The sequence below is a fragment of the Bradyrhizobium sp. P3_C3 genome (genome assembly GCF_056402655.1).
Genome location: NZ_JBFUGY010000050.1, coordinates 1 through 23268 on the forward strand (window position 1 = coordinate 1; position 23268 = coordinate 23268).

At 60.0% G+C, this 23268-nt stretch carries 22 protein-coding genes and 2 pseudogenes; 18 read left to right on the forward strand and 6 right to left on the reverse strand.

What is annotated here, in order from left to right; genetic code table 11:
- Positions 1-171 precede the first annotated feature (171 nt).
- From AC1DW2_RS37120 to AC1DW2_RS37130, 3 genes are all read right to left on the reverse strand, one after another.
- On the reverse strand, positions 172-339 hold the full coding sequence (locus tag AC1DW2_RS37120; RefSeq protein ID WP_477008452.1) for a hypothetical protein: 168 nt from the start codon (positions 337-339) through the stop codon (positions 172-174).
- A 194-nt stretch (positions 340-533) separates the two neighbouring features.
- Positions 534-1397 carry a tryptophan 2,3-dioxygenase gene (locus tag AC1DW2_RS37125; RefSeq protein ID WP_477008453.1) on the reverse strand — a complete coding sequence of 288 codons (864 nt, stop codon included), beginning with the start codon at positions 1395-1397 and terminating at the stop codon, positions 534-536.
- A 118-nt stretch (positions 1398-1515) separates the two neighbouring features.
- Positions 1516-2169 carry an FMN-dependent NADH-azoreductase gene (locus AC1DW2_RS37130; protein WP_342738467.1) on the reverse strand — a complete coding sequence of 218 codons (654 nt, stop codon included), beginning with the start codon at positions 2167-2169 and terminating at the stop codon, positions 1516-1518.
- A gap of 459 nt (positions 2170-2628) precedes the next feature.
- Here AC1DW2_RS37130 and AC1DW2_RS37135 point away from each other — a divergent pair, with 459 nt between their 5' ends.
- Both AC1DW2_RS37135 and AC1DW2_RS37140 read left to right on the forward strand, forming a co-directional pair.
- Positions 2629-3495, forward strand: a complete 867-nt coding sequence (locus AC1DW2_RS37135) for a glutathione S-transferase family protein (protein WP_477008476.1) — start codon at positions 2629-2631, stop codon at positions 3493-3495.
- A gap of 198 nt (positions 3496-3693) precedes the next feature.
- Positions 3694-4683 (forward strand): glutathione S-transferase family protein, encoded by a 990-nt coding sequence (locus AC1DW2_RS37140; protein WP_477008454.1) that lies wholly within the window; start codon positions 3694-3696, stop codon positions 4681-4683.
- Between the two features lie 276 nt (positions 4684-4959).
- On the opposite strand, the gene AC1DW2_RS37145 is transcribed toward AC1DW2_RS37140, so the two are convergent.
- On the reverse strand, positions 4960-5889 hold the full coding sequence (locus AC1DW2_RS37145) for a helix-turn-helix domain-containing protein (protein WP_477008455.1): 930 nt from the start codon (positions 5887-5889) through the stop codon (positions 4960-4962).
- Between the two features lie 514 nt (positions 5890-6403).
- Between AC1DW2_RS37145 and AC1DW2_RS37150 the strand changes: the two genes are divergently transcribed.
- The 14 genes and pseudogenes from AC1DW2_RS37150 to AC1DW2_RS37215 all read left to right on the forward strand — a co-directional run bounded on the left by AC1DW2_RS37150 (position 6404) and on the right by AC1DW2_RS37215 (position 20805).
- A complete protein-coding gene (locus AC1DW2_RS37150) occupies positions 6404-7045 on the forward strand; it encodes a response regulator transcription factor (RefSeq protein WP_342738475.1) in 642 nt (213 codons plus the stop codon).
- A gap of 65 nt (positions 7046-7110) precedes the next feature.
- A complete protein-coding gene (locus AC1DW2_RS37155) occupies positions 7111-7548 on the forward strand; it encodes a response regulator transcription factor (RefSeq protein WP_477008456.1) in 438 nt (145 codons plus the stop codon).
- Positions 7541-9643 (forward strand): PAS domain-containing sensor histidine kinase, encoded by a 2103-nt coding sequence (locus AC1DW2_RS37160; RefSeq protein WP_342738479.1) that lies wholly within the window; start codon positions 7541-7543, stop codon positions 9641-9643. The genes AC1DW2_RS37155 and AC1DW2_RS37160 overlap by 8 nt, the downstream gene beginning before the upstream one ends.
- A 214-nt stretch (positions 9644-9857) precedes the next feature.
- Positions 9858-10808, forward strand: coding sequence for a helix-turn-helix transcriptional regulator (locus tag AC1DW2_RS37165; RefSeq protein ID WP_477008457.1), 951 nt, complete (start codon positions 9858-9860; stop codon positions 10806-10808).
- A gap of 226 nt (positions 10809-11034) precedes the next feature.
- Complete coding sequence (locus AC1DW2_RS37170; protein ID WP_342740868.1) at positions 11035-11892, forward strand: alpha/beta fold hydrolase; 858 nt, start codon at positions 11035-11037, stop codon at positions 11890-11892.
- 44 nt (positions 11893-11936) lie between these two features.
- A complete protein-coding gene (locus AC1DW2_RS37175; RefSeq protein WP_477008458.1) occupies positions 11937-13142 on the forward strand; it encodes an NAD(P)/FAD-dependent oxidoreductase in 1206 nt (401 codons plus the stop codon).
- A 76-nt stretch (positions 13143-13218) separates the two neighbouring features.
- Positions 13219-14175 carry an MBL fold metallo-hydrolase gene (locus AC1DW2_RS37180; RefSeq protein WP_194391241.1) on the forward strand — a complete coding sequence of 319 codons (957 nt, stop codon included), beginning with the start codon at positions 13219-13221 and terminating at the stop codon, positions 14173-14175.
- A gap of 84 nt (positions 14176-14259) precedes the next feature.
- On the forward strand, positions 14260-15060 hold the full coding sequence (locus AC1DW2_RS37185; protein WP_477008459.1) for an acetoacetate decarboxylase: 801 nt from the start codon (positions 14260-14262) through the stop codon (positions 15058-15060).
- A gap of 33 nt (positions 15061-15093) precedes the next feature.
- The gene (locus AC1DW2_RS37190; RefSeq protein ID WP_342738487.1) at positions 15094-16269 is read left to right on the forward strand and encodes a patatin-like phospholipase family protein; all 1176 of its coding nucleotides are present in this window, start codon (positions 15094-15096) and stop codon (positions 16267-16269) included.
- A 42-nt stretch (positions 16270-16311) separates the two neighbouring features.
- Positions 16312-17094 (forward strand): 3-hydroxybutyrate dehydrogenase, encoded by a 783-nt coding sequence (locus AC1DW2_RS37195; protein WP_342738489.1) that lies wholly within the window; start codon positions 16312-16314, stop codon positions 17092-17094.
- A 21-nt stretch (positions 17095-17115) separates the two neighbouring features.
- Positions 17116-17865: an SDR family NAD(P)-dependent oxidoreductase gene (locus tag AC1DW2_RS37200; RefSeq protein WP_194391245.1), complete on the forward strand. Its 750-nt coding sequence runs from the start codon at positions 17116-17118 to the stop codon at positions 17863-17865.
- Positions 17866-17975: 110 nt separating this feature from the next.
- Positions 17976-19391 (forward strand): annotated as a pseudogene (locus AC1DW2_RS37205) (ATP-binding protein); the annotation flags it as partial.
- 2 nt (positions 19392-19393) lie between these two features.
- Positions 19394-19786, forward strand: coding sequence for a response regulator (locus AC1DW2_RS37210; RefSeq protein ID WP_477008460.1), 393 nt, complete (start codon positions 19394-19396; stop codon positions 19784-19786).
- Entirely contained in the window at positions 19780-20805 is a 1026-nt protein-coding gene (locus AC1DW2_RS37215) for a mechanosensitive ion channel family protein (protein WP_342738495.1), read from the forward strand. The genes AC1DW2_RS37210 and AC1DW2_RS37215 overlap by 7 nt, the downstream gene beginning before the upstream one ends.
- On the opposite strand, the pseudogene AC1DW2_RS37220 reads toward AC1DW2_RS37215, so the two are convergent.
- Positions 20788-20938: pseudogene (locus AC1DW2_RS37220) on the reverse strand (Rrf2 family transcriptional regulator); the annotation flags it as partial. The gene AC1DW2_RS37215 and the pseudogene AC1DW2_RS37220 overlap by 18 nt on opposite strands.
- Before the next feature lie 68 nt (positions 20939-21006).
- The gene (locus AC1DW2_RS37225; RefSeq protein ID WP_342738497.1) at positions 21007-21921 is read right to left on the reverse strand and encodes a LysR family transcriptional regulator; all 915 of its coding nucleotides are present in this window, start codon (positions 21919-21921) and stop codon (positions 21007-21009) included.
- Positions 21922-22279: 358 nt separating this feature from the next.
- Between AC1DW2_RS37225 and AC1DW2_RS37230 the strand changes: the two genes are divergently transcribed.
- Positions 22280-22858, forward strand: coding sequence for a flavin reductase family protein (locus AC1DW2_RS37230; protein WP_194391248.1), 579 nt, complete (start codon positions 22280-22282; stop codon positions 22856-22858).
- The gene (locus AC1DW2_RS37235) at positions 22855-23259 is read left to right on the forward strand and encodes a nuclear transport factor 2 family protein (RefSeq protein WP_342738500.1); all 405 of its coding nucleotides are present in this window, start codon (positions 22855-22857) and stop codon (positions 23257-23259) included. Before AC1DW2_RS37230 ends, AC1DW2_RS37235 begins: the two co-directional genes overlap by 4 nt.
- Positions 23260-23268: the final 9 nt, after the last annotated feature.

The window sequence follows — 23268 nt, forward strand, 5'->3', positions numbered from 1 at the left end:
TCACGGGCAATCTCCTTGATCGTCTTGCCCTTGATGAAGTGCTCGCGCCGAATCCGCGCAATCGTCTCCACGATCAGCATCCTCGACCACCTGCTTCATTCCAAAGCAGGCAGCGCAACAGACCAACCTATAGGGGGTCAATTTTGGACGCCGATCCCCCGGCTTAGGGGGTCAATATTGCAGGCCGAATGACAGCTTAGGCTCTCCGATAACCTCAACGCCGGCCCCTTCGAGCGCCCGGCGGATCTTTTCGACCGTTTCGAACTGGGCGTTGATAGCACCCGTCATTCGTTCAATCCGGCGAATGGTTGCGATGCCCGCGCCGGCTGCAACGGCCAAATGAAACTGCTGCCATCCCACCAAACAACCGGCGATCTTGATTTGCTATGCCCAAATGAGCGTTCGTTCGCTCCGTGCCTGCTATCGATTCTGTGCAAGAACCGAGGAGCCATTGCAGGCACGCCGATCCGCGTGGATTGGAGGGAAGCGGCCGTCGCGGCTGCTTCCCCCTAAACTCTGGCGGTCGCGAAAGCTCACTCCTTGGCTTTGCCCACGGGGCAGCCCGCTGGGGGGTCGCCGATGAACGTCCTGGCCGAAAAGAGTTCCGGGAATGGAATCTCTTCGAGAGTCGGCGTCAGCCACTCAATTCCGGAGACGCCGAAGTAGGCCTTACGAGATCCCAGGGTACGTCGGGTCAGCATTAGGTGGCGATATTTCCAGGTCGTGAACTCCTCGGCAATATCGGCAAGTGTCTCACCCAAGTTCTCGATCTCGGGTCGCTTATCGTACCCAATTTGCCAAGCCCGCTCGACCTCGGGGCTAGGTTTGTACGGCTGAGCGAAATCACGCTCAAACTGAGCTCGAGGAATGGGAAGCTTTTCACGATGCAGGAATGCCAGCACGTCGTCGTAGACGCTCGGAGCGTTAAGGGCCTCATTCAGTTGCTGCCATCTGCGCGGCTGCGGCTTGAAGTGCTCCAAATGTTCCCCTTGTTTGATTCCGAACAGATAGACCATGTGGCGGTAGGTCCAACCTTGGAGAGCAGTGTCGCGCCCTAACGTCGCTCCAGCCGCGCCCAGCATCGGAAGCAGGTCAGACGGGGTCAGCCACGATAGAGAACGCCACGTGGCATTGAGTGGTTCATGTGCATCGACCACTCGGCGCAAGGCTTGCTGAGCCTTCGCAAGGTCATTCTGTCTCAGACTGCTCTGTGCGGCCTGAAGTTCTCGGACAATGAGAGCCCAATAAAGCTCCATGACCTGACAGTTGACGATGAACGAGTACTCCCCTGGATGATCGCTCACCGTCCTTTGCAGCGTGTGCAGAATCTCTGTCTGCAGCCACATACTATACGGTGTCTGTTCAAATCTGTCTTTGTCGGTGATCTGGACGTTCATCGCGTTGGTGCTCCCATTCTGCCTGAGTTTCGTTACTGGTCCGGAATGTGTTTTGGTTTGCAGGATGCTGGAACGGCCAGCATCCTGAGCGATCAAATCTGTCACTCAAAGAGTGCGATCAAGCGACGGTCAGAGACTCCAAACGGTCCGTTCTCGGCCATGCTGCGGCCGCAGAGATTTCGGCATCGAACCGTTTGGCAAAATCCGCAAGGGTTGTCTCGCCTTGGTCGATAGTGAGAGTCTTGACGGCGAGAACGATGTTGACGTCGGTAATGCCGACAAACCCGAGAATCTGCTTGAGATACGAGCTCGCCACGTTGGCTGAGGCGAATGGAGCTCCAGGAGAGAAGTCGCCGCCCGTCGTGAGGATCACGGTCGCCTTTTTGCCCTTCAACATGCCTTCATATGTGGTTGAGACCGTAACGCCGACGCGCACGATCTGATCGATGTAAGCTTTGAGGAGTGCCGGTATGGAAAAATTGTACATTGGCGTGCCGATGACGATGTGGTCGGCAGCCTTGAGTTCCTCGATCAAGGTGTTTGATGTCTTCAAGGCCGCAGCGGATTCCGGCGAATGTTGGTCAGGCGGGGTAAATGCGGCTCCGATCCACGGAAGGTCAACGAATTGTAGGTTGGATCGCGCAAGGTCGCGCCTAATGACGGAAGCATTCGGATGTAGGCGCGACCACTTCTCGACAAACTGAGCAGTCAAGATGCGGGAAGTCGAATGTTCAAAGCGGGGGCTCGCTTCAATTACCAAGAGACAAGTCATTTCTTAGCTCCAGAGTTTTGAGGAGTCAGCCGCCAACCACGTCAATGCGGCAGCCGATGGCCGTCTTGGACGTAAATACAGCGCGGGCAGGGCGGGAAGCCGGGCGTTATCGGACGCATCGTTCCGTGAATTGGAACGATGGTCGCGAGATCCTGCCTTCCCTCGGCGGCGGAAGCATCGTCCGATAGCTTGAACGCTTGGTTCGAAAAATGTCGGCTTCTAGTCGAGCGGTCCGCGACTAGTCTGGCCACGGCAGAAGCGTGCGTGCCAGACCCCCAACATTCAGGAAGCGCTATGACTATCAATCTAAGAACGTCTGTCGACGCGTTGGCGGAGCAAGCGCGGAATTCCGCAATCGGAGATCCTGAGCGGAGGTGCATAGTGTCGAGTGGCGGTGTGCATCCGAAGCGGAGAGGCGACCAGTCGCTAATTCCACGACTCGAGCTTTTTCATTTCACTATGTCGATCTGCTCTCAGAAGATTCGCGTGGCGCTATTCCAGATCGGGGCTCCATTCGCCAGCAGCGAGCTGATCATTATGCCGCCGTTCAGCGAAAATTATTCGGCGGAATATGTGAAGCTCCGCATGGCGTCTGCCATCGCGCGGAGCCGACCATTCGTTAGCGGCTATTCCGGGAGCTCAAGTGTTGAGAACGAGGGCTTTGACCCCCTGGCGGTACCCACGCTGGTCGATCATGAGAAGGGAGAAGTTGTCGCGGACTCACGTCTGATTGCGGCCTATCTCGACATCTTGAGTGGAGGGGCGTTGGTGCCGCTGCAATGGCAAAACAGGGTTTGGACTGAAATAGCAATTGTCGACACAATACCACATGCCGGTTTGTTCTACGGCGCAAATCCCGACGGCGACGATCGCCCCGAAGAAATTCGCGCGGGAATGCAGGGGGCTCACAACAAGAAGATCGAACTAGTACGAAAGCGTTTGGAGGGCTTACCGGTAGACTCCATTCTTCGCGAAGCTTACAGGCACAAGATCATAAAGGAAGAAGCGGGGCGTGAATTCATATCGCAGCCGACCAATATGTGGAGGATTATCGAAGCAACGCACAGCACTATCGTGCAACTGGATCGAAGATTGGAAAGCAAAAACGAGTGGTTGATGCCCGATGGATTTACCCTGGCTGATATCTTCTGGGGTGTAAGTCTCTTCCGTCTTCTCTTTCTTGGTTACGATTGGATGTGGAAGGACTGCCCGAGGGTGTCCGAATACGCTGAACGGCTCTTTGCCTCGCCGTCGATGCAAAATGGCGTAATCAATTGGCCTGGTCATCCGCCCGGCGAGCGCATCGAACGCTTCAAGAAGCACTAGAGCTTTGGCCTTTGCCTTTGGCGCCAGAATGCGGCTCCCGATCGGAGCCGCTTTTAGTGATTGGAATACGTGATATAGGCGCGATCCAAGCACCGCCGATCGGCATTCTCGACAAACTCACCGGTGCCAGCCATAAGACTCTTGTCTCTCGTTCTTACCAGAGATGAACCCGCGAGATGATCACGCCAGGAGGACGGTATGGGACTGTTGGTCGAAGGTGAATGGCGTGACACCTGGTATGACACCGGCGCGACCGGCGGCTTTTTCGTCCGCAAGGACGCAGCTTTCCGCAACTGGATTACCGCCGATGGAAGTCCTGGTCCGAGCGGTGTTGGCGGGTTCAGAGCTGAGGCTGGTCGATATCACCTTTACGTCAGTCTCGCTTGTCCCTGGGCCCATCGAACACTGATCATGCGAGTGCTCAAGGGTCTTGAAGACAAGATCTCCGTATCCATTGTGCATTGGCTGATGGCCGAGCGCGGCTGGAGTTTCGCGAAGGGGCCGGGAGTGATACCCGACCATGTCAACGGCGCGGAATATCTGCATCAGATCTACACGCTGGCCAACAGCCACTATACTGGTCGGGCAACTGTGCCAGTGCTGTGGGACAAGCAACAAGGCACTATCGTCAGCAACGAATCGTCCGAAATCGTTCGCATGATGAATTTCACGTTCGATCACCTTGGTGCGAGATTGGGCGACTTCTATCCTAGCGAGATTCGAGACGAGATCGATGCCGTGAATGCCCGTGTCTATGACACGCTCAATAATGGTGTCTACAAGGCCGGATTTGCTACCACACAAGCTGCCTACGATGATGCTGTCGGTCCGCTGTTCGAGACACTGGATTGGCTCGAAGAGCGTCTGGCAGATAGCCGCTTCCTTTTCGGCGATCGTTTGACCGAGGCGGACATCCGGCTCTTCACGACGCTGATCAGGTTTGACGTCGTCTATTTCGGCCATTTCAAGTGCAACATTCGATCTGTTGCCGACTATCCCAACCTCTCCGCGTACGTCCGTGACGTCTACCAATGGCCAGGGATCGCATCGACCGTGAATTTCGAGCATATCAAGCGTCACTACTATCAGAGCCATCGCTCCATCAATCCCACGGGTATCGTCCCTGCGGGCCCTCTGCACGATTTTGGCGCGGCGCATGGGCGCGAACGGCTCTCGGCAGATAAATAGCAATTTCCGCGTGTGAACGGGTACCCGCCCGCCCGGGCGCAACGAGCGCCGACGGGCGTTTGGTAACCTCCAACGAGCGTTAGCACTGCTGTGCGCACAGCAGGATCAGACAAAACGTGCCTGTTTTAGGAAAGGTCGCTTCACCACTGTAGTGCGTAGAACGCGCGCATGTCGCTTGCGGTGGTCAGGAAAATACGTCACGTGCTGCTGGGGCGATCGCCATCACGAGTGTCGGTTTGACGACGCGTGGGATGAGCCGCAATAAAGTAATCAGGATCAGGTCTCGCTGTCCGATGAGCCCCGCATGTCTCGCCGCCAGGCTCCCGGGCTGACGCCGACTATGGTCGAAAAGACCTTGGTAAAGTGGCTCTGATTGGCAAACCCGGCCGATTTCGCCACCTCGGATAGAGGCACATCGCGAACGGTCATCAGCTGCTGGGCTGTCTTCACTCGCTGGCGAAGCAGCCATCGATGCGGCGGCAGACCCGTGGAGATTCGAAACGCTCGCGAAAAATGATCGACTGAAAGACCGAACTCGGCCGCGATCTGCCGTAGTGAAAGTTTTCCCGCGAGGTCGGACTCGAGCCTATCGCAAGCACGGTCTAACTGCCACGGAGCAAGGCCACCGCGGATCGGCTTGGCGTTAGGTCGGAGCCCACCATAGGCCTGAGCGACGTGCGCAGTAAGTGCGTGCAACATGTGGTCGACGAAAAGCTGGTTGGTCTCGTCCGCTCGACGGAGAGCGTCCAAGAGCGACGCTCCGAGGTTACGGACGACCGCGTCGTCGTGGCCTATACCCGGTTCATAGGCGAGTTCGCCAATGCGCGGTGCACCGGCCTGCCTCGCGATGTCGTCAAGAGCCGAGCGTGGAAGATAGAAAAAGAGGGAGTGGAACGGCTTGTCGATGACGTAGCGCGGATCGCGTTTCAGATCGTAGAGATAGGTTGCGCCGCCGTGGATATTCGTCTTGATGACACTTCGGCCTCGCTCCCAGCACTCGCAGTCCGGATAGTCACGAAATTTAAGGCTGACGAGGTAAGCGTCCGCGGAGGGCAGGGAACCGGAAAGGCCGGGCACCGGGTCGTCGTTTCGGGTTTCAGTCACCGCCAGTTCGGCGCTGCGCAGCGTATGTGCAATCAGCGAAGGTGCATTCTTCACCTGCAAGGGTTGTCCGAGCCTCGATCCATAGACGCCGGCCTGTGCCATTTGAATTGATCCGGAAGGTTAGATTGCAGGCTCTGATTGGCATGCGAATTTTGCGCTGCATTATCGGAAATCGGCAAGGGGCTGTCTACGGCCGCCCCGGGATGCAACTTTTCGTGAGGGCACATCGTCGCGAAAGTCGCAACGGCTTCGGAAGCAATCTCAATGCGGTCGACCCAATCAACTGCTGCTACCAACTGCGGCGGAATCCCGAGCGCAGGTGGTAACTGTTCGCAAGCACTGGTGATTCCGTGACTCGTGGTCGCATGGTCCTCGTTTGGCACGGAATGAGCCAAAACATGACGGCTTTGGGCAAGACGCGGGCACCCTGCGAGTCCTAGAAACACGCCGTAAAAGCCAAGTGACCGTGATGGCCGTGTCATGACATGGACCTTACGGGCATCTGCGAAGAGGCAGCGAAAGACCGCGGGGCAGAAGCGATCGGGAGGCCACCCAAATGCTTGGGGCAACCGTATCCACGGGCTCGCAGCCTTCTTCGCACGTAACGCGCTTACCTATGACTCTTAATTCCAACACTGCAGACCGCCCACTTGTTTTGATCGTGGACGACGACGAGGAGATCCGGTCCGCGCTTCGGGAGCTTTTGCTGTCGGTCGGCATCGACGCGTGCTGCTTTGGCTCGACGCAGGAATTGTTGTGTGCCGATCTTCCGGAGCGGCCCGGCTGCCTGATTCTCGATGTTCGCATGCCCGGAGCAAGCGGGCTGGATCTGCAGCAGCGTCTGGCCCTGAACGGCAACACCAGACCGATCATTTTCCTCACGGGTCATGGCGATATCGCCATGAGCGTCCAGGCAATGAAGGCGGGAGCCGTCGACTTCCTGACGAAGCCAGTCAGAGACCAGACGCTCCTCGACGCCGTCGCGGCGGCGATCGAAAAGGATGTCTCGCAAAGAGCCGCGGCCAGGCGCATCACGCAACACGCTGCCCGCTTTGCAACCTTGACTCCGCGAGAACGCGAAGTCCTGGGTGAGGTAGCAAGGGGCCGCCTCAACAAGCAGATCGCCTTTGATCTTGGCATAAGCGAGATCACTGTGAAGCTGCATCGCGGCAACGGGACAAGAAAGCTGAAAGCAACGTCAGTCGGAGACTTGATCCGGATTTGGGAAGCACTTCCTGCGGAACTTCGAGGGAAGTAGGTAACCCAGCCTACACCAAGGAATAGGTACAACCCGATCAACAATGGGCAGATGGTCGTCGGGCCATGCCAGCGAAAGACATCTGTTTGTCCAAAACACCCCTAGTTGCCATCGTAGATGACGACCAAGCTGTACGAGAGGCTCTTTGCGATCTCCTCCTGGTCCTGGACGTTGCGTGTCGCTCGTTTGATCGGGCGGAGGCTTTCATGGCCGAATTTGAACCGGGCCGCTTCGATTGCTTGATCACCGATGTGAGCATGCCCGGGCGGAGCGGGCTTGAACTACAGGAGCGATTACGAGAGCTGGGCTCGTCGATGCCGGTCATTTTTCTCACTGCGGACACAAGTCCGGCGACAGAGGCTCGCGCACTGAGGGGCGGTGCCTATGCCTGCCTGACCAAGCCGGTCAATGATGAGTTGCTCTTTCATCTCCTGCAGAACGCAATGAACTGCGCAGGCCGCTCGCGACACAACCAGCGATGGGATCCACCATCAGATGACTAATCTCGCCCGACAGGTATCGCAAGGCGGCCAGCCGAATCTCGCTGCCTCTGCTCCCGGCACGGAACTGGCTGACCTTGTGTCCGAAAGCATCATCGTCAGCAACCCGCACGGTGTCATCCAGTACTGGAATGTCGCATCGGAAGTCCTGTACGGCTGGCCTTCCATGGCGATGGTCGGTCGACACATGGCAGAGATCGGTTCGCGCGGCCACTCCGGTATCGATCACATCGACATACTGCTCCGCGAAGGTCGATGGGAGGGGATCGTCTTTCGGCGTAGCCTGACCGGAGTCGAGGTTGCGGCCGCCGTTCGGCAAGTGGTGCGTCGAGACGCAGCCGGCGCCGTCCTTGACATCGTTGAGTTTGGCCGAAATGCGGGACCGCTCACCGAAGCAGCATACCTGCGCATGGATGCCGAGTTGCAGGGATCTCTGGCCGCTGCTTGGGAGCTTGATGCCTCGCCGGCCCGGCCCCTGCTTGATGCAATCGCGGAGCACAGGCGCCGCGGGGCCGCTATCGACCTTGATCAGCATCCGGACTGGGTCAACGGACTGCTTACCGCAACTCGAATTCTGGCCGCCAATGATCGCGCGGTTCGCATGTTCGGGGCACATGCAGGGCACGAGCAGATGATCGGTCAGTCGATCGGTACGTTCTGGCCGGCTGAAAGCCGCTCAATCCTGGCCGGACTAATCGAAAACGTTGCCATGGACCGCTCGCGCCTTGAGACCCGCAGAATGGTCCTGAGCGGCGCTATACGCAACCCTATCATCCGGGCCTGGCATTCTGCCGAGCCGAAACCGCCAGGCACGCTGCTCGTGACGATCAACGGCGCGATCGATGATGACCGCACGTCCTGGGAGCTGCAGGCGAGCGAGGATCGGTATCGCAAGCTCATTCAGTACCTACCGACGGCTCTCTGGCAGGTCGATTCACGACGCGCGGGCGAGGTCTTCGACGAATTGAAGGCAAAGGGCATCCGCGATATTGCCTCCTATTTGAGCCGAAATCCTGACCTAGTCGAGCACGCCAAGGACGTCGTTCGAGTGACGGACGTCAATCGCGATGCTGTCTCACTGTTTCGGGCTCATACCCTCGCCGACCTGATCAAGCCAGTTCGATACCTGTTTGCTGCCGCCCCGGGGCTCGCCGAGCGGGTCATGGTGGCTCACTTTGAAGGTCGACGCAATCTCATAGAAGAAACCAGGATCCGTGCATGCGACGGTTCGCTCATCGATGTCCTGTTCACGGTCACATATCCCGTGCCCCCCGAGCAACTCGACAACACCTTAATCGCAATCCAGGACATCAGTGAGCGCTTGAACGCAGAGCGCCAACTTCGGAAACTTCAAGCTGATTTCGCGCATGCGGGCCGCATCGCAACTCTCGGAGAGTTGGCAACTTCGATCGCGCATGAAATCAACCAGCCGCTTGCAGCCATCGTGACCAATGGCGAGACAAGCTTGAGGTGGCTGGCGCGCGCTGATCAAAACCTCGAAAAGGTCACCCAGCTCACGTCCCGAATCGTGACGAACGCGCGACGCGCGAGCGAGATCATTAATCGCATCCGGGGTATGGCGGCGAAGCATGAGCCGGAGAAGCGCCTCATGGATATAAATGAGGTCGCAAGAGAAGCGCTGCTATTCATTCGCCACGACATTGATTCAAGATCAATTGCCTTGTCGACGACCTTCGCATCCGGGCTTCCCCAGGTGCTGGGCGACCGCATTCAGTTGCAACAGGTGATCATCAACCTGCTCGTCAACAGCGTCCAGGCCATTGTGCAGTCCGGTCAGCCGATTCGCCGGATTGACGTCCAAACTTCGATCGACGAAGACGGCTCGGTCGGCCTTTCCATCTTCGACAACGGGCCTGGCATCGCTGACGTAAACCTCACGCGCATCTTCGACAGCTTCTTCAGCACCAAGGATGCCGGAATTGGCATCGGCCTCGCGATCTGCCATTCGATCATCAGTGCCCACGGCGGCAACATTTGGGGCGCGAATCGCCCCAATGGCGGCGCACATTTTCGCTTCACGCTTCCGGTGCCGGGGACTGCCGGTCCCGATTCCAGCGTTGTCGCTCTCATTCGCTAAGTGCGCCTGCGTTTGCAAGGAATGCGCCCGTGATGGGGAATATCTCTCCCGAACTATACCGAGGTATAGGTCGATCTATCCGCTGAACCAGCGCGACCAGACCCGCTGCACGATGCCCTCGTACAGCGCTCGCCGCCATGATCGCAGCACACGGGAAGCGATGCATCCGCAGACGCGCGGAATGAACGTTCTTCCCCAATGCGAGTGGAAGTTCATGAGCAAGCCCATCTTGCGCGCCCCCCTGGACAATGCGCCCGGCGCGACGCAGTCGGATAGGAGTGATCCGCTGGCCGGTGAGCGGCGCCCCGCCAATKAAGAGATGGCACGCGTGCTCAGGACCAAGCCCTTTCGCGTTGCGTTGGAACCGTCCAGCGGCACGATCGCATACTGGAAGCACGAGCCCGTCCACGACGTCGTCAAGCCGATGGTCGATCACGTCATCATGACCTACCCGACCGGCGTACAACGGCTTGAGCGGCGCACCGGACGATCAGTTGCGATCGGAACGGCGCGTCCCGGCGTCGTGACGCTCATTCCGGCTGGCTCAACCTCTCGGTGGGATATTCACCGGCCGATGCATGTCCTTCAGCTCTATCTTCCGCACGCAACACTCTCGCGCGTTGCCGACGAAGCCGACGCGGCCGCGCCCGTCGATCTTCGGGAGCGGACAGTGCACTCGGATCCTGTTACATCCCGGTTGCTGATGAGTGCAGTGGATGTTCTGGAAGGACACGCGACGCTGGACGCGTTGTTCAGGCAGCAATTGATGGACCTTCTCGCGACGCGCCTCTTGGCGGCACATGCTGGCTCGTCGATCACGGTTCGGCCAACTCTGGGTGGTCTGTCGCCGAATGTCCTGCGCCGCGCCATCGAGCGGTTGCGCTCCGATAGCGATGCGGACGTTTCCCTCGGAGCACTCGCTTCCGAGGCCGGTCTTTCGCGCTTCCACTTTTGCCGTGCCTTCAAGGAGAGCACAGGCCTTTCGCCTCATGCCTGGCTGCGCCAGCGACGACTTGAGCAGGCCATGGAGATGCTGCGCGATACCGATGCATCGGTCGTCGCGGTGGCGGAAGCCCTTGGCTACGGCTCTCAGACCGCGTTCGCCGCGGCATTCAAACGTTTGACCGGCGAGACACCGACCAATTGGCGGCGCAGCACGCGTTAGTCGCAATCGCGCTGCAATCGGCGCAATCGCTCTTGGGCAGCGGTCCCCGAGATCCCCTAGATAGCCGTAAGCGATCTGACGACACGGAGACGAATGGATGACTTCGGAAAAACTCTACAGCGGCCTAGCCACGTCACGTCGAAACTTGCTGGCGAGCGCGCTCATTGGCGCGACATCGCTGACTGTTCGCTCGTCTTCGGCGATTGGCAAGGAGAGGGACCATTCGATGTTGCCTGCACAAGGAAACGATCCCACGACCTCTGTCACTACCAAGGACGGCGTACAGATATTCTACAAGGATTGGGGGGCGAAGTCCGCCCAGCCGATCGTCTTTCATCACGGTTGGCCGCTCAGTTCCGACGACTGGGACGCGCAGATGCTGTTCTTCGTCAGCAAGGGCTATCGAGTCATTGCCCATGACCGGCGAGGTCATGGCCGCTCGAGCCAAGTGAGCGATGGCCATGACATGGACCACTATGCAGCCGACGTTGCGACTGTGGTCGAGCATCTCGACCTTCGCAATGCCATTCATGTTGGTCATTCCACGGGCGGAGGCGAAGCCGCACGTTATGTCGCGCGTCACGGCAGGAACCGGGTGGCCAAACTGGTCCTGATCGGGGCCGTGCCTCCCCTGATGTTGAAGACCGAAGCCAATCCGGCGGGCGTGCCCATTGAGGTGCTTGACGGATTGCGCAAGCAGCTCGCAGCGAACAGGGCACAGTTCTATCTCGAATTCGCCAGTGGCCCGTTCTATGGCTACAATCGCCCAGGTGCACAGGCGTCCCCGGCGGTGATCTGGAATTGGTGGCGCCAAGCAATGATGGGTAACGCCAAGGCGCAATACGATGGCATCAAGGCCTTCTCGGAAACCGACTTCACCGAAGATTTGAAGAGCATCGACATCCCCACGCTCGTCCTGCATGGCGGCGACGATCAGATCGTGCCCGTTGGCGATTCGGCAGCCTTGTCGGCGAAGCTTCTGAAACGAAGCACTCTGAAAATCTACGATCTGCTACCGCACGGTCTGTGTACGACGCATCCCGACATAATCAACGCAGACTTGCTCAAATTCATGGGCGCGTAGCTCGGCGCCCTCATCGAAGAGAGTCAATCCCAAGGAGTAAACAAATGCGACTCGTCATCATTGGCGCCGGATTCGCCGGCATGTATGCCGCTCTCTCTGCGGCCCGGCTGCGCGACATCCAGGGCGTTTCGCCCGAGGCGCTTGAAATTGCGTTGGTTTCACCGGAGCCGAAGCTGGTGATTCGACCGCGGCTCTATGAGCCGAAACCGGAGACCCTGACAGCTTCGCTCCTGGACGTGCTGAAGGCCGTTGACGTTGCCTATGTGAAAGGCAGCGCCGAGTCCATCGATACCAAGTCCCAAGTGGTAGACATCGTTGCGGCCAAGGGAGCGAAGCAGAGACTCACCTACGACCGATTGATTGTCGCCACTGGCAGCCGGCTGTTTCGTCCCAGTATCCCCGGGCTCGCCGAACACGGCTTCAGTGTCGACCAGCTCGACGACGCGATCGCCCTCGATCGGCATTTGCATCACTTGGCGGGGTGGCCGGTATCACAGATGCGCGACACGGTGGTCGTGGCCGGCGGCGGGTTCACTGGCATCGAAGTCGCGACAGAAATGCCCGCACGGCTTCGTGAGATCCTCGGCAAGGATGCCAAGCCGCGTGTCGTCGTCGTCGAACGAAACAGTTCGATCGCTCCCGACATGGGCGAAGGTCCTCGTCCTATCATCGAGTCTGCGCTGCATAAGCTGGGGGTGGAGACTCGGCTCGGCGTTGGCGTCACCTCGCTCGACAAGTCCGGCGTCACGCTTTCCAGCGGAGAGCATATTGAAAGCGGCACCGTGATCTGGGCGGCCGGCATGCGCGCCGCTCCGCTAACCGCGCAGATTCCCGCTGAGCGCGACAACTTTGGACGCCTGTTCGTCGATCCCGACTTGCGCGTGCTGTCGGTGCCTGGCGTTTTTGCCACCGGCGATGCCGCGAGAGCGGCATGTGACCAGATTGGCAACTACGCGCTGATGTCCTGCCAGCATGCCACGCGGATGGGCGCCTTCGCTGGCAACAATGCGGCCGCCGAGCTGCTCGGCGTCCCCACCAAACGGTACCACCAGAAGGCCTACGTCACCTGCCTCGATCTTGGAAAAGCCGGCGCGCTATTCACGCGAGGCTGGGAGCGCAAGGTCGAAATGGTTGGCGACGAAGCCAAGAAGACCAAGAGGGATATCAATACCGTCTGGATCTATCCGCCGCGAGCCGAGCGTGCCGCCGCTCTTGCGTCCGCTGATCCGGAGCGTGTCACTGATCTCTGAACGCCTCACGAGCACTGACCGCGCTTTCTGCACGGGAAGCACGAGCCGCTCAGGATCGATCGCTCGAATCTCGAAGATGGATCGGATGATCCGCAATACTCAACAGGAGACAACCATGAGCTTAGACACTGCCGCACGCTCCGTTAGATCGAAAGCCGACGAATTGGTACCATCGCGCTACGCACTGAAGATCGGCGACATCGATGTTATGGTGATCAGCGACGGCGTGCTGCCGCTGCCGTCCAAGATGCTGGCGCACAATGCCGACCCGACCGCCCGCGCCGCCTGGCTGGACGACATGTTCCTGCCGCCGGACGCGTTCGACTGGGCGCTGAACGTGGTCGTGGTGCGCAGCGGAGCGCAGACCATCCTGATCGACGCGGGTCTTGGGCTGGATCCGGATCTGCACCTGCCGCGGGCCGGGCAGTTGGTCAAGCGACTGGAAGCCGCCAGCATCGATCTGGCATCCGTGACCGACGTGGTGCTGACCCACATGCACATGGACCATGTCGGCGGTTTGCTGGTCGAGGGCGTGAAGGATCGGCTGCGTCCGGACCTGCGGATCCACGTGGCGGCCGCCGAGGTCAAATTCTGGGAGGCGCCCGATTTCTCCCGCGTCTCGATGCCGCCGGGATTCCCGGAGGCGCTTCGGGCCACCGCCAAGCGGTTCGCGAACGAGTACCACAACCAGCTTCGGACGTTCGAGGATGAGCACGAGGTTGCGCCGGGCGTCGTCGTCCGCCGCACCGGTGGCCACACCCCCGGACACAGCGTGGTCCGCGTCGCCTCCGGCGGCGACCGACTGACCTTCGCCGGCGACCTCGTCTTCACCGTCGGGTTCGAGCACCCGGATTGGCACAACGGCTTCGAGCACGATCCCGAGGAAGCCGCCCGCGTCCGGATCGAACTTTTGCGCGAGCTGGCGGCGAACCGCGAACTGCTGGTGGCCACGCACATGCCGTTCCCGTCGGTCGGTCATGTCGCGGTCGCCGGCGACGCCTTCCGATGGGTGCCGGCGTTCTGGGACTACTGACCGTGCGTTGAGTCAAATCCGAACCAGGGGCGGGTGCCGATAAGCGCGATGCGCCCGCCCCCGACAAACTTGGAGCTTACCATCGTGAAACACGAGACCGTGCGTGCATCGTCGTTCGCGATGCCGCTGAGCAGCCCGGCCTTTCCTCCCGGTCCTTATCGCTTCGTCAACCGCGAGTATTTCATCATCCAGTATCGCACCGATCCCGACGCGCTGCGCCGTGTGGTGCCGGAACCGCTGGAAGTCGCCGAACCGGTGGTGAACTACGAGTTTATCCGTATGCCGGATTCCACCGGTTTCGGCGACTACACCGAGAGCGGCCAGGTCATTCCCGTAACCTACAAGGGCCAGCTGGGTGGCTTCACCCATCAGATGTTTCTGAACGACCATCCGCCGATTGCGGGCGGGCGCGAACTGTGGGGGTTTCCCAAGAAACTGGCACAACCGAAGCTGGAGGTCGAAATCGACACGCTGGTTGGCACATTGAACTACGGCTCGGTCCGCATTGCGACCGGCACCATGGGCTACAAGCACCGCACGCTCGATACCGCAGCGGAAGCCCGCAAGCTCGCAGCTCCCAATTTCCTGCTCAAGATCATTCCGCATGTCGATGGTTCACCGCGCATCTGCGAGCTGGTCCGATTCCACCTCGAGGACATCACCGTGAAGGGCGCTTGGACCGGGCCCGCTGCCCTGGATCTGTACTCGCATGCCCTGGCACCCGTGGCCGAGTTGCCGGTGCTGCAGGTGCTGTCGGCCAAGCACCTGGTCGTGGACCTGACGCTCGGGCTCGGCGGCGTGGTCCACGACTATCTTGCCGCCGACCAGGTAACTACGCGCCGCGGCTCGGTCTCCGACGTCTCGATCGAAGCAAATGCCGGCTGACCGAGATCAGCCCTACATCCGGAGCTTCAGAAAATGTTGAACGTCATGCGCGGGAAAATCGATCCGGCGCCGCAAGCGGCCAAGCCATTGCCATATGATGTCGTGGCCCTGGTGCTGCAGGGTGGCGGCGCGCTTGGTGCATATCAAGCCGGCGTTTACGAAGGCCTGCACGAAGCCGGCATACGGCCGAACTGGTTGGCTGGCATTTCGATCGGCGCGCTGAACGCCGCCATTATTGCCGGCTCGCCCGAGGCCGAGCGGATCGAACGGCTACGCAAGTTCTGGGAGAGCATCTGCGCGGCGGCGGTGGAATGGCCGGTCGGCGAAGGGCTTGCCAATGCGATGCCGTTCGCCTTCGATCTCCGCTCAGCGTACAATGCCCTGGCGGCGCTCAGGGCCCTCTTCCAGGGACAACCCGGCTTTTTCAAGCCACGCTTCCCGCCACCGTTCCTGGCGCCCTTCTCGGGCAACGCGGCGACGAGTTTCTACGATACCTCACCATTGCAGCAGACGTTGGAGCGGCTTGTCGATTTTGATCGGCTGAACGCGGGGGAGGTGCGCGTCAGCGTTGGCGCGGTCAACGTCCGTACGGGCAACCTGACCTATTTCGACACGGCTGAACGCCGGCTCGGACCGCAGCATTTCATGGCATCCGGTGCCCTGCCGCCGGGCTTCCCAGCGGTCGAGGTCGACGGTGAGCACTATTGGGACGGCGGCGTCGTTTCGAACACGCCTCTATCCCGAGTGCTGTCGAGCGAGCCGCGCGACACGCTGACCTTCCAGGTTGACCTTTGGTCGGCGCGGGGCCGTGTGCCGAATGACCTAATGGAGGTGTCCAGCCGCCAGAAGGACATTCAGTATTCCAGCCGCACACGCGCCATCACGGACCAGGCGCTTCGGATGCAGAAGATGCGTCAGGCGTTGCAGCGAATCCTCGAAATGTTGCCGGATGGCGCAAAGCAGGATCCGGAAATCCGCGCCATCGCGGACATGGCTCGCCATCGCTCCTGCAACATCATCCATCTGATCTACCAGTCCAAGATCTACGAGCGCCATTCAAAGGATTACGAATTCGGGTTGAACGCGATGCGGGCGCATTGGCAGAGCGGTCTGGAGGATATCCGCCGTACGTTAGCCGATCCGCGGCGGCTCGACCCGCCAGCTCCTGAGCTCGGCATTGTTACGCACGACGTCCACCGCCGTGACTGATCTCGCGGCAAATCTCATCCCAAAGCATCGAAAGGAACTCCCATGTTGAAGGGCAGGGTAGCCGTCGTCACCGGATCGACCAGCGGTATTGGGCTCGGTATCGCTAGGGAGCTGGCCAAGCTCCGGGCTGATATCGTTTTGAACGGCTTTGGCGATGCCAGCGAGATCGAGGCGATCCGCGGCGGCATCGAACGCGAGCATGGTGTGCGCGCCGTTTACGATGGCGCCGATATGTCGAAGGAGGAGGCCGTGCGCGGATTGATCGCAGCGACGGTCGAGAAATTCGGCCGGCTCGACATCCTCGTCAACAATGCCGGCATCCAGTTCACTGCTCCGGTCGAAGAATTCCCAGCCGGCAGGTGGAACGCGATCCTGGCGATCAACCTGTCGGCCGCGTTCCACGGCATTGCGGCGGCGGTCCCGCAGATGAAGAAGCAGTGTTGGGGGCGGATCGTCAACATTGCCTCCGCGCACGGCCTCGTCGCTTCGACGCATAAGGCAGCTTACGTCGCGGCCAAGCACGGCCTGGTCGGCTTGACCAAAGTGGTCGGCCTGGAGACTGCCGGGAGCGGGGTCACGTGCAATGCAGTATGTCCGGGCTGGGTGCGAACGCCCCTGGTCGACAAGCAGATCGACGACATCGCTGCGCAAAGAGGGGTCAGCCGGACGGAAGCCGCCAGGACACTCCTGGCGGAGAAGCAGCCGTCCCTCGAATTTGTTTCTCCGGCGCAGCTTGGCGGCACTGTCGCTTTCCTATGTTCGTCCGCCGCCGACCAGATCACCGGAACCGCCGTCTCGGTTGATGGCGGCTGGACCGCCCAGTAACCGCAAAGGAGCGCAGTCAACATGCATAGCGAAGAAAAGGTCATTGTCCTGACCGGTGGCACTTCAGGAATCGGGCGAGCGGCGGCGACCCGCCTTGCCAACCAGGGCGACAAGGTGCTCGTGACCGGCCGCCGGGCGGGTCCTCTGGACGAAACGATCGCCGAGCATCCGAATATCGCGGGTATCGTTGCGGATGCGGCCTCGACCGATGATGCCAGGCGCACAATTGCCAAGGCGATGGATCTCTGGGGCAGAATAGACGCCTTGGTCAACAACGCCGGCGCCGGCGCAATCCTTCCATTGGCCGATACCACGGCCGATCGCATCATGGATATCTTCTCGGTTAATGTGCTCGGTCCTAGCCTGCTTGCCTCGGCTGCCCTTCCGCACCTGAAGGCGAGGCGCGGCACTATCATCAACGTGTCGAGTACCTTTGGCCACCGGCCCGCGGCCGGACTGTCTCATTATGCAGCGAGCAAGGCGGCGCTGGAGCACCTGACCCGTTGTTGGGCGCTGGAGCTTGCGCCATTCGGCATACGGGTGAACGCCGTCGCCGCTGGGCCAACAGAATCCGGCGCCCTCACCGGCATGATGGGGCTGACCCAGGAACAGGCCGCCGCAGTCAAGGAACAGGAGCGTGCGCGCATCCCGCTCGGACGACGCGGCGTTCCGGACGATGTCGCAGAATGGATTGTCAGGCTTGCCGGATCAACCTCGGAATGGATGACCGGCCAGGTGGTTGCCATCGATGGCGGCTTGGGGTTGGCCTAGTCCCCATCGGGCCGTGGGCGCTAAGTCGGGAAGTGATGATCAGCACAATGGATGCCGACCTTAGGAACAGGGGCGATGGGCTCGAACAACGACTGCAGAGCGGAGTAGCCGAGAATGCCCGCCTGCAGGGCGAACTCGCTATCGCGTTGGAGCGGCAGACCGTTACGGCAGGAATCCTCAATGTCATCGCCAGTTCACCAACTGACGTGCAGCCGGTATTCGACGTCATCTCCGAAAGCGCGAGGCGGTTGCTTGTCGGCCAAACGGCGCTCGTGACGCGTGTCGTCGGCGACATGCTTCATCTGGCGGCCTGCACGGCGGGAAGCGTGGCCGGCGATGAGGAGATCCGAACCTCATTTCCCGCGCCGCTCACGTCCTCCGGGATCCATAGCCGGGTCGCACTCACCTCGGCGATCGCATTTCGCTCCGATATCGAGACCGAACCGGATGTCCATCCGGCGATCAAGAGCATGGCACGCGCGAGGGGGTATCGAAGCATCGTGGTCGTGCCCATGCTCCGGAAAGGCGCGGCGATCGGCACAATCGGCGTTTCGCGCGCCGAACCAGGAACGTTCACCGCTAGCCAGATCAACCTTCTCAAGACGTTCGCCGATCAGGCCGTGATCGCGATCGAGAACGCGCGGCTGTTCGAAGAAGTAGAGGCCCGCACGAAGGAGCTCGCCGGATCCCTCGACGATCTACGCGCGGCCCAGGACCGCCTGGTGCAGACCGAAAAGCTCATTTCGCTCGGTCAACTCACAGCTGGCATTGCGCACGAGATCAAGAACCCGCTCAACTTCGTCAACAATTTCGCTGCGCTCTCGGTCGAACTGACCGGCGAGTTGAACGAGGTTCTGGCTCCGGTCAGGCTCCCGGACGACATCCGCGGCGAAATCGATGAACTGAGCGGGCTGCTAACAGACAATCTTCAGAAGATCGTGCAGCATGGTGAGCGCGCCGACTCCATCGTCAAGAACATGCTCCTGCATTCGCGTCGTGGCGGCGGCGAGCATCGGCCTGCCGACGTCAATGCGCTGGTCGAGGAGAGCCTCAATCTCGCCTATCATGGCGCGCGCACTGAGAGACCACAGTTCGACGTCACCCTCAGGCGGGAGTTCGATCCGGACACCGGTATGGCCGACGTGTTCCCGCAGGAGATCACGCGGGTGCTGCTAAACGTTATCTCCAATGGTTTCTATGCCGTCGCCAAGCGTTGTGACGATGATGATCCCGGATTTGAGCCCGCGCTCTGCGCCGTCACGCTCGATCGCGGCGATTACGTTGAAATCCGCATCCGCGACAATGGCGTTGGTATTCCACCGGACGTGAAGGAGAAAATGTTCAATCCGTTCTTCACGACGAAGCCGCCAGGCGAGGGAACAGGCCTCGGACTTTCCATGAGCCACGACATCATCGTGAAGCAACATGGCGGCAGGATCAATGTCGAGACCGAGCCCGGCGAATTCACCGAGTTTACTATCCTGCTGCCGCGCAACATCGGTCTTTCTCACAGTATTGCGGGCTGACTATGACTGTATCAGTTCTTGTGGTGGATGACGAACCCGATTTGGAGGTCCTGTTCCGCCAGCAATTTCGACGCGAGCTTCGCGCCCAGCGCTTTGTGATGGACTTTGCCGGCTCGGCAGCGCAGGCCCTGAACCGCATTTCCGATACGGGCGAGCAAACGTTGATCCTCATCCTCTCCGACGTCAACATGCCCGGGATGAATGGCTTGGAGATGCTGCCGGAGCTTCGCGCTCGGCGGCCCGACGTTCCGGTGATCATGATCACGGCGTACGGCGACGCCGAAACGCGCAAGACGGCACTTGAGCGGGGCGCGCAGGCCCTGTTGACCAAGCCGATCGACTTCGGCGAGGTCCGCCAGGCGATCGAGGCGAGACTGGAACAGCACGCATGTTAAACGAAGATCACATGATGCCGCTTGTTCTGACCAACATCCTCGGAATTGCCGGTATCATCGTTTGGCATGTTCAGGGGAGCGACCGTCCGACAAGCCGATTGATCGCCCAGATTCTGTTCTTTGTCGGCATGAGCCTCGTGCTCTATCTGGGCGGCATCTCTCCGCAACGCGTCGATGTCGCTCACTTGCGGGGTTTCGACGCGTTGCTCTCCATATCGGCCAGGATCCTGTGGTGGACCCATCTCGCATGGGCCATTATTGGCCTGGTCCACATCTATATGTTGCTCAATCGCCGGCCACGGGAAGCGCATCTGATCCAGGACATGGCCGTCGGTGTCATCTATCTCGGTGTGGCGCTGTCGATCGTTGGCTTTGTGTTTGGTGTGCCGGTCGGCACTCTGGTCGCGACGTCAGGTGTTGTCGCGATCATTTTTGGCCTCGCGCTGCAAAATACCCTTGGTGATGTCTTCTCAGGAATCGCGCTGACGCTCGGGAGGACCTATGCCATAGGCGACTGGATCCAGCTGAAGGACGGTACGGAAGGTCGCGTCGTTGAGACTAACTGGCGCTCCACCAATCTGCTTACCGGGGGGTACAATGTCGTCGTTCTGCCGAACAGCATCTTGGCAAGACAGGGCGTCACCAATCTCAGCCGCCCCGACGAGACGCACCAGATCACGTTGACCGTACGCATTGCCACCACGACGCCAAATTTCGTCGAGCAAGTCATGCGGTCCGTACTGGAAGCCAGCACGCGGATCGTCCAGGACCCGTCGCCGATTGTCGCCCTGAGTTCGATCGACGCAGCCGCGATTGAAGTCGAGTTGCTATTCCGTGTGGACAGTCCCGCCGGCTGGACGGCGGCCCGCAACGAAGTCATCGACCTCCTTTACACCCAATGCAAGGCAAACGGTCTTTCGTTGGCCGCGCCGGCCGAAAGCCTTGTCTTCGGTCCGGCCCCGATCAGTGGCGAACATTCTGCCACGGCAATCGAGGCGCGTTCATCCCGAGCCGGATAAGACCCACGCGAACGTATCCTTCCAGAGCGCCGCATGCCTCCTTTGAAAGAATTTGCACGAGATCGGACAGCGTGACGCTGCGCGGTTTCTCGCGCCAAGCTTCGTCGGCCTCCCCCACGATCCGTGCGACAGCGCCCTAGTAGCCAACGCGTGGACATGGAGCTTGAGGTTGCCGTCCTCCCGTTGCCGATGTCGATCACCCTAAACGAGGTCGGCGGCTACATCGCGTAGTCGATTGCGCAGCCATGCGTGTGCGGGGTCGTTGGTATGTCGAGGATGCCAATACATGGCTTCGTGAATGTCGGGCAAAGCAATGGGGGGCTCGAATAGTTTGAGCTTCGGGCAAGAATGCAGCGCCCGGACCTCGCGCTCCAGTACGAGACTGATGAGCGGGGTACCTTCGATGAGAAACGGCACCAGCAGGAAGCTCTCGACCGTGACTTGAATGCGCCGCTGGATACCCATCTCGGAAAGGCGTTGGTCGGCCAAGTTTAGCTGCCGGTCTATTCCGATGCCATAGACGAGATGCGGCAGTTCCAGGAATTGCTCGTGGGTCAAGCAATCCTTCGCGATGTGCGGATGTTGGACGTCGGCAGCACATAACCAGCGGTCGCTGAGTAGAGGCATCGACGGGAATCCGGCGTCGCCAAACAGTTCGCTGGGTTCGATCACGAGGTCGGCCTGGCCAGTCTGCAACATGCGCCCCGGGTCGCGGGCGCGCGGCAGGAGATGAACGGTCACATTGGGCGCTTCGGTGGCGAGCGCACGTACCAGCGGCGTTAACAATACCAGGACGGCGTAGTCCGAAGCACTTATCGAAAAGCTACGCGCATTTTCGGCCGGATCGAAATGCGCCTTCTTCGAAAGCGTCTGCTCGATGCGCTCCAGCGTCTCCCGCACCGGAACGATGAGCTCTTCGGCGTTTCGCGTCAGCTCCAGCCCTCGACCGAAGCGAACCAGAAGCGGATCGTCGAACAGCTCGCGGAGACGCGACAGAGCCGCGCTCATCGCAGATTGCGTAAGGCCAATGCGCTCGCCGGCGCGACTGACGTTTCGTTCCGTCAGCAGTGCATCGAGCACGACTAGGAGATTGAGGTCGACGCTGCGAAGGTTCAAAGCCCTGCTCCCGCTGACCGGCAAGTGGCATAATACAAGAGTGTGCACGTTTCGATCGAACAAAATCAACCTGATTTGATGGTTTCGGGAGCCCGCGGCCGGGGTGATCGGTCACAATATCCATACGATCGATGTTAGACATCCACTGCATCGATAGTCGGGGCGCGGCGCCGCGTTGGCAGGCCGCCATGGTTCTAGCGCGTGCAGAACGCAGCATTCGCGTAGATATTTGAAATCACAAATATCGATTGGACCCTTTGTAGTTCTCCCGAATAGCCTCGCGACATTGCCAACATATCGCGCACTTTCCTCCGAGCGGGGTAGGGAATAGCGCGAGGCTGCGATGGGAGGCTATACGATGAGACATCGTTTGGAGATGGGCGTCAGTACGCACGCTGCGCTTTGGGATCTCGCTTCCGGTCCGCGACCCGAGGCCTTCCGCACGGTGATGCGTCGGGTGGTGGGAGGCGTCGCCGTTGTAGGCACGCTTCGGGAAGAACGGCCATGGGGAATGACGGTGAGCGCGTACACGCCCGTCTGCATGGAGCCACCGACTCTTCTGGTCTGCATCAACGCGAAGACGGCCACGGCCGCGGACATTGAGAGAGACCGAAAGTTCTCGCTCAATCTGCTCAGCGAAGCTCAAGCCGGGCTCTCTCAACGTTGCGCACAGCCCGGCGCTTCGAAGTACCTCGAAGGCGATGTCGTGCCCGCGGACGAGCTTCCCGTCCCATCTTTTACGCCCGTGCTGCGTGAGGCGATCGCAACGTTCGATTGCGACGCCTCCGAAATCCGACGGATAGGGACCCATGTCGTCGTGATCGGTGCGATCCGCACGATCTTGGCGCCTACGTCGCTTCGTCCGCTACTGTACGGGCAGGGCCGTTACTTGAAGACGGTCGCGTTGGACCTCGCATCCGCAGGGGCGTCGGCATGAGTATCGAGAAGGTCGTCGAACGATTCTACGAAGCCCACAACGCTCGCGATGCCGCAGCGGTCGCGGCTCTTTACGCGCTCGACGCCAGTCACGAAGAGATTGCGCAACGCAAGGTCAAACAAGGTCGGAAGGAAATAGCTTCAGGCCTGGGGCGCTTCTTCGGCTGGTTTCCTGATGCTTCCTGGACGCCGGACCGGCGTGCCGTCGGTGCGAACGGCGTCGCCATGATGAGCTACCTCCTGAAGGCGACGCTCAAGAGCCAAATGGGACCGATCGCGCCGCGCGAACAGGCGATTTCGCTTCGCGGCGTGCATTTGTTGGTAATCCGCGACGGCCTCATCCACCGGAGCGAGGACTACTGGGATGCAGATACTTTTCAACGTCAACTCAACCACGTCTAACGGAGAATA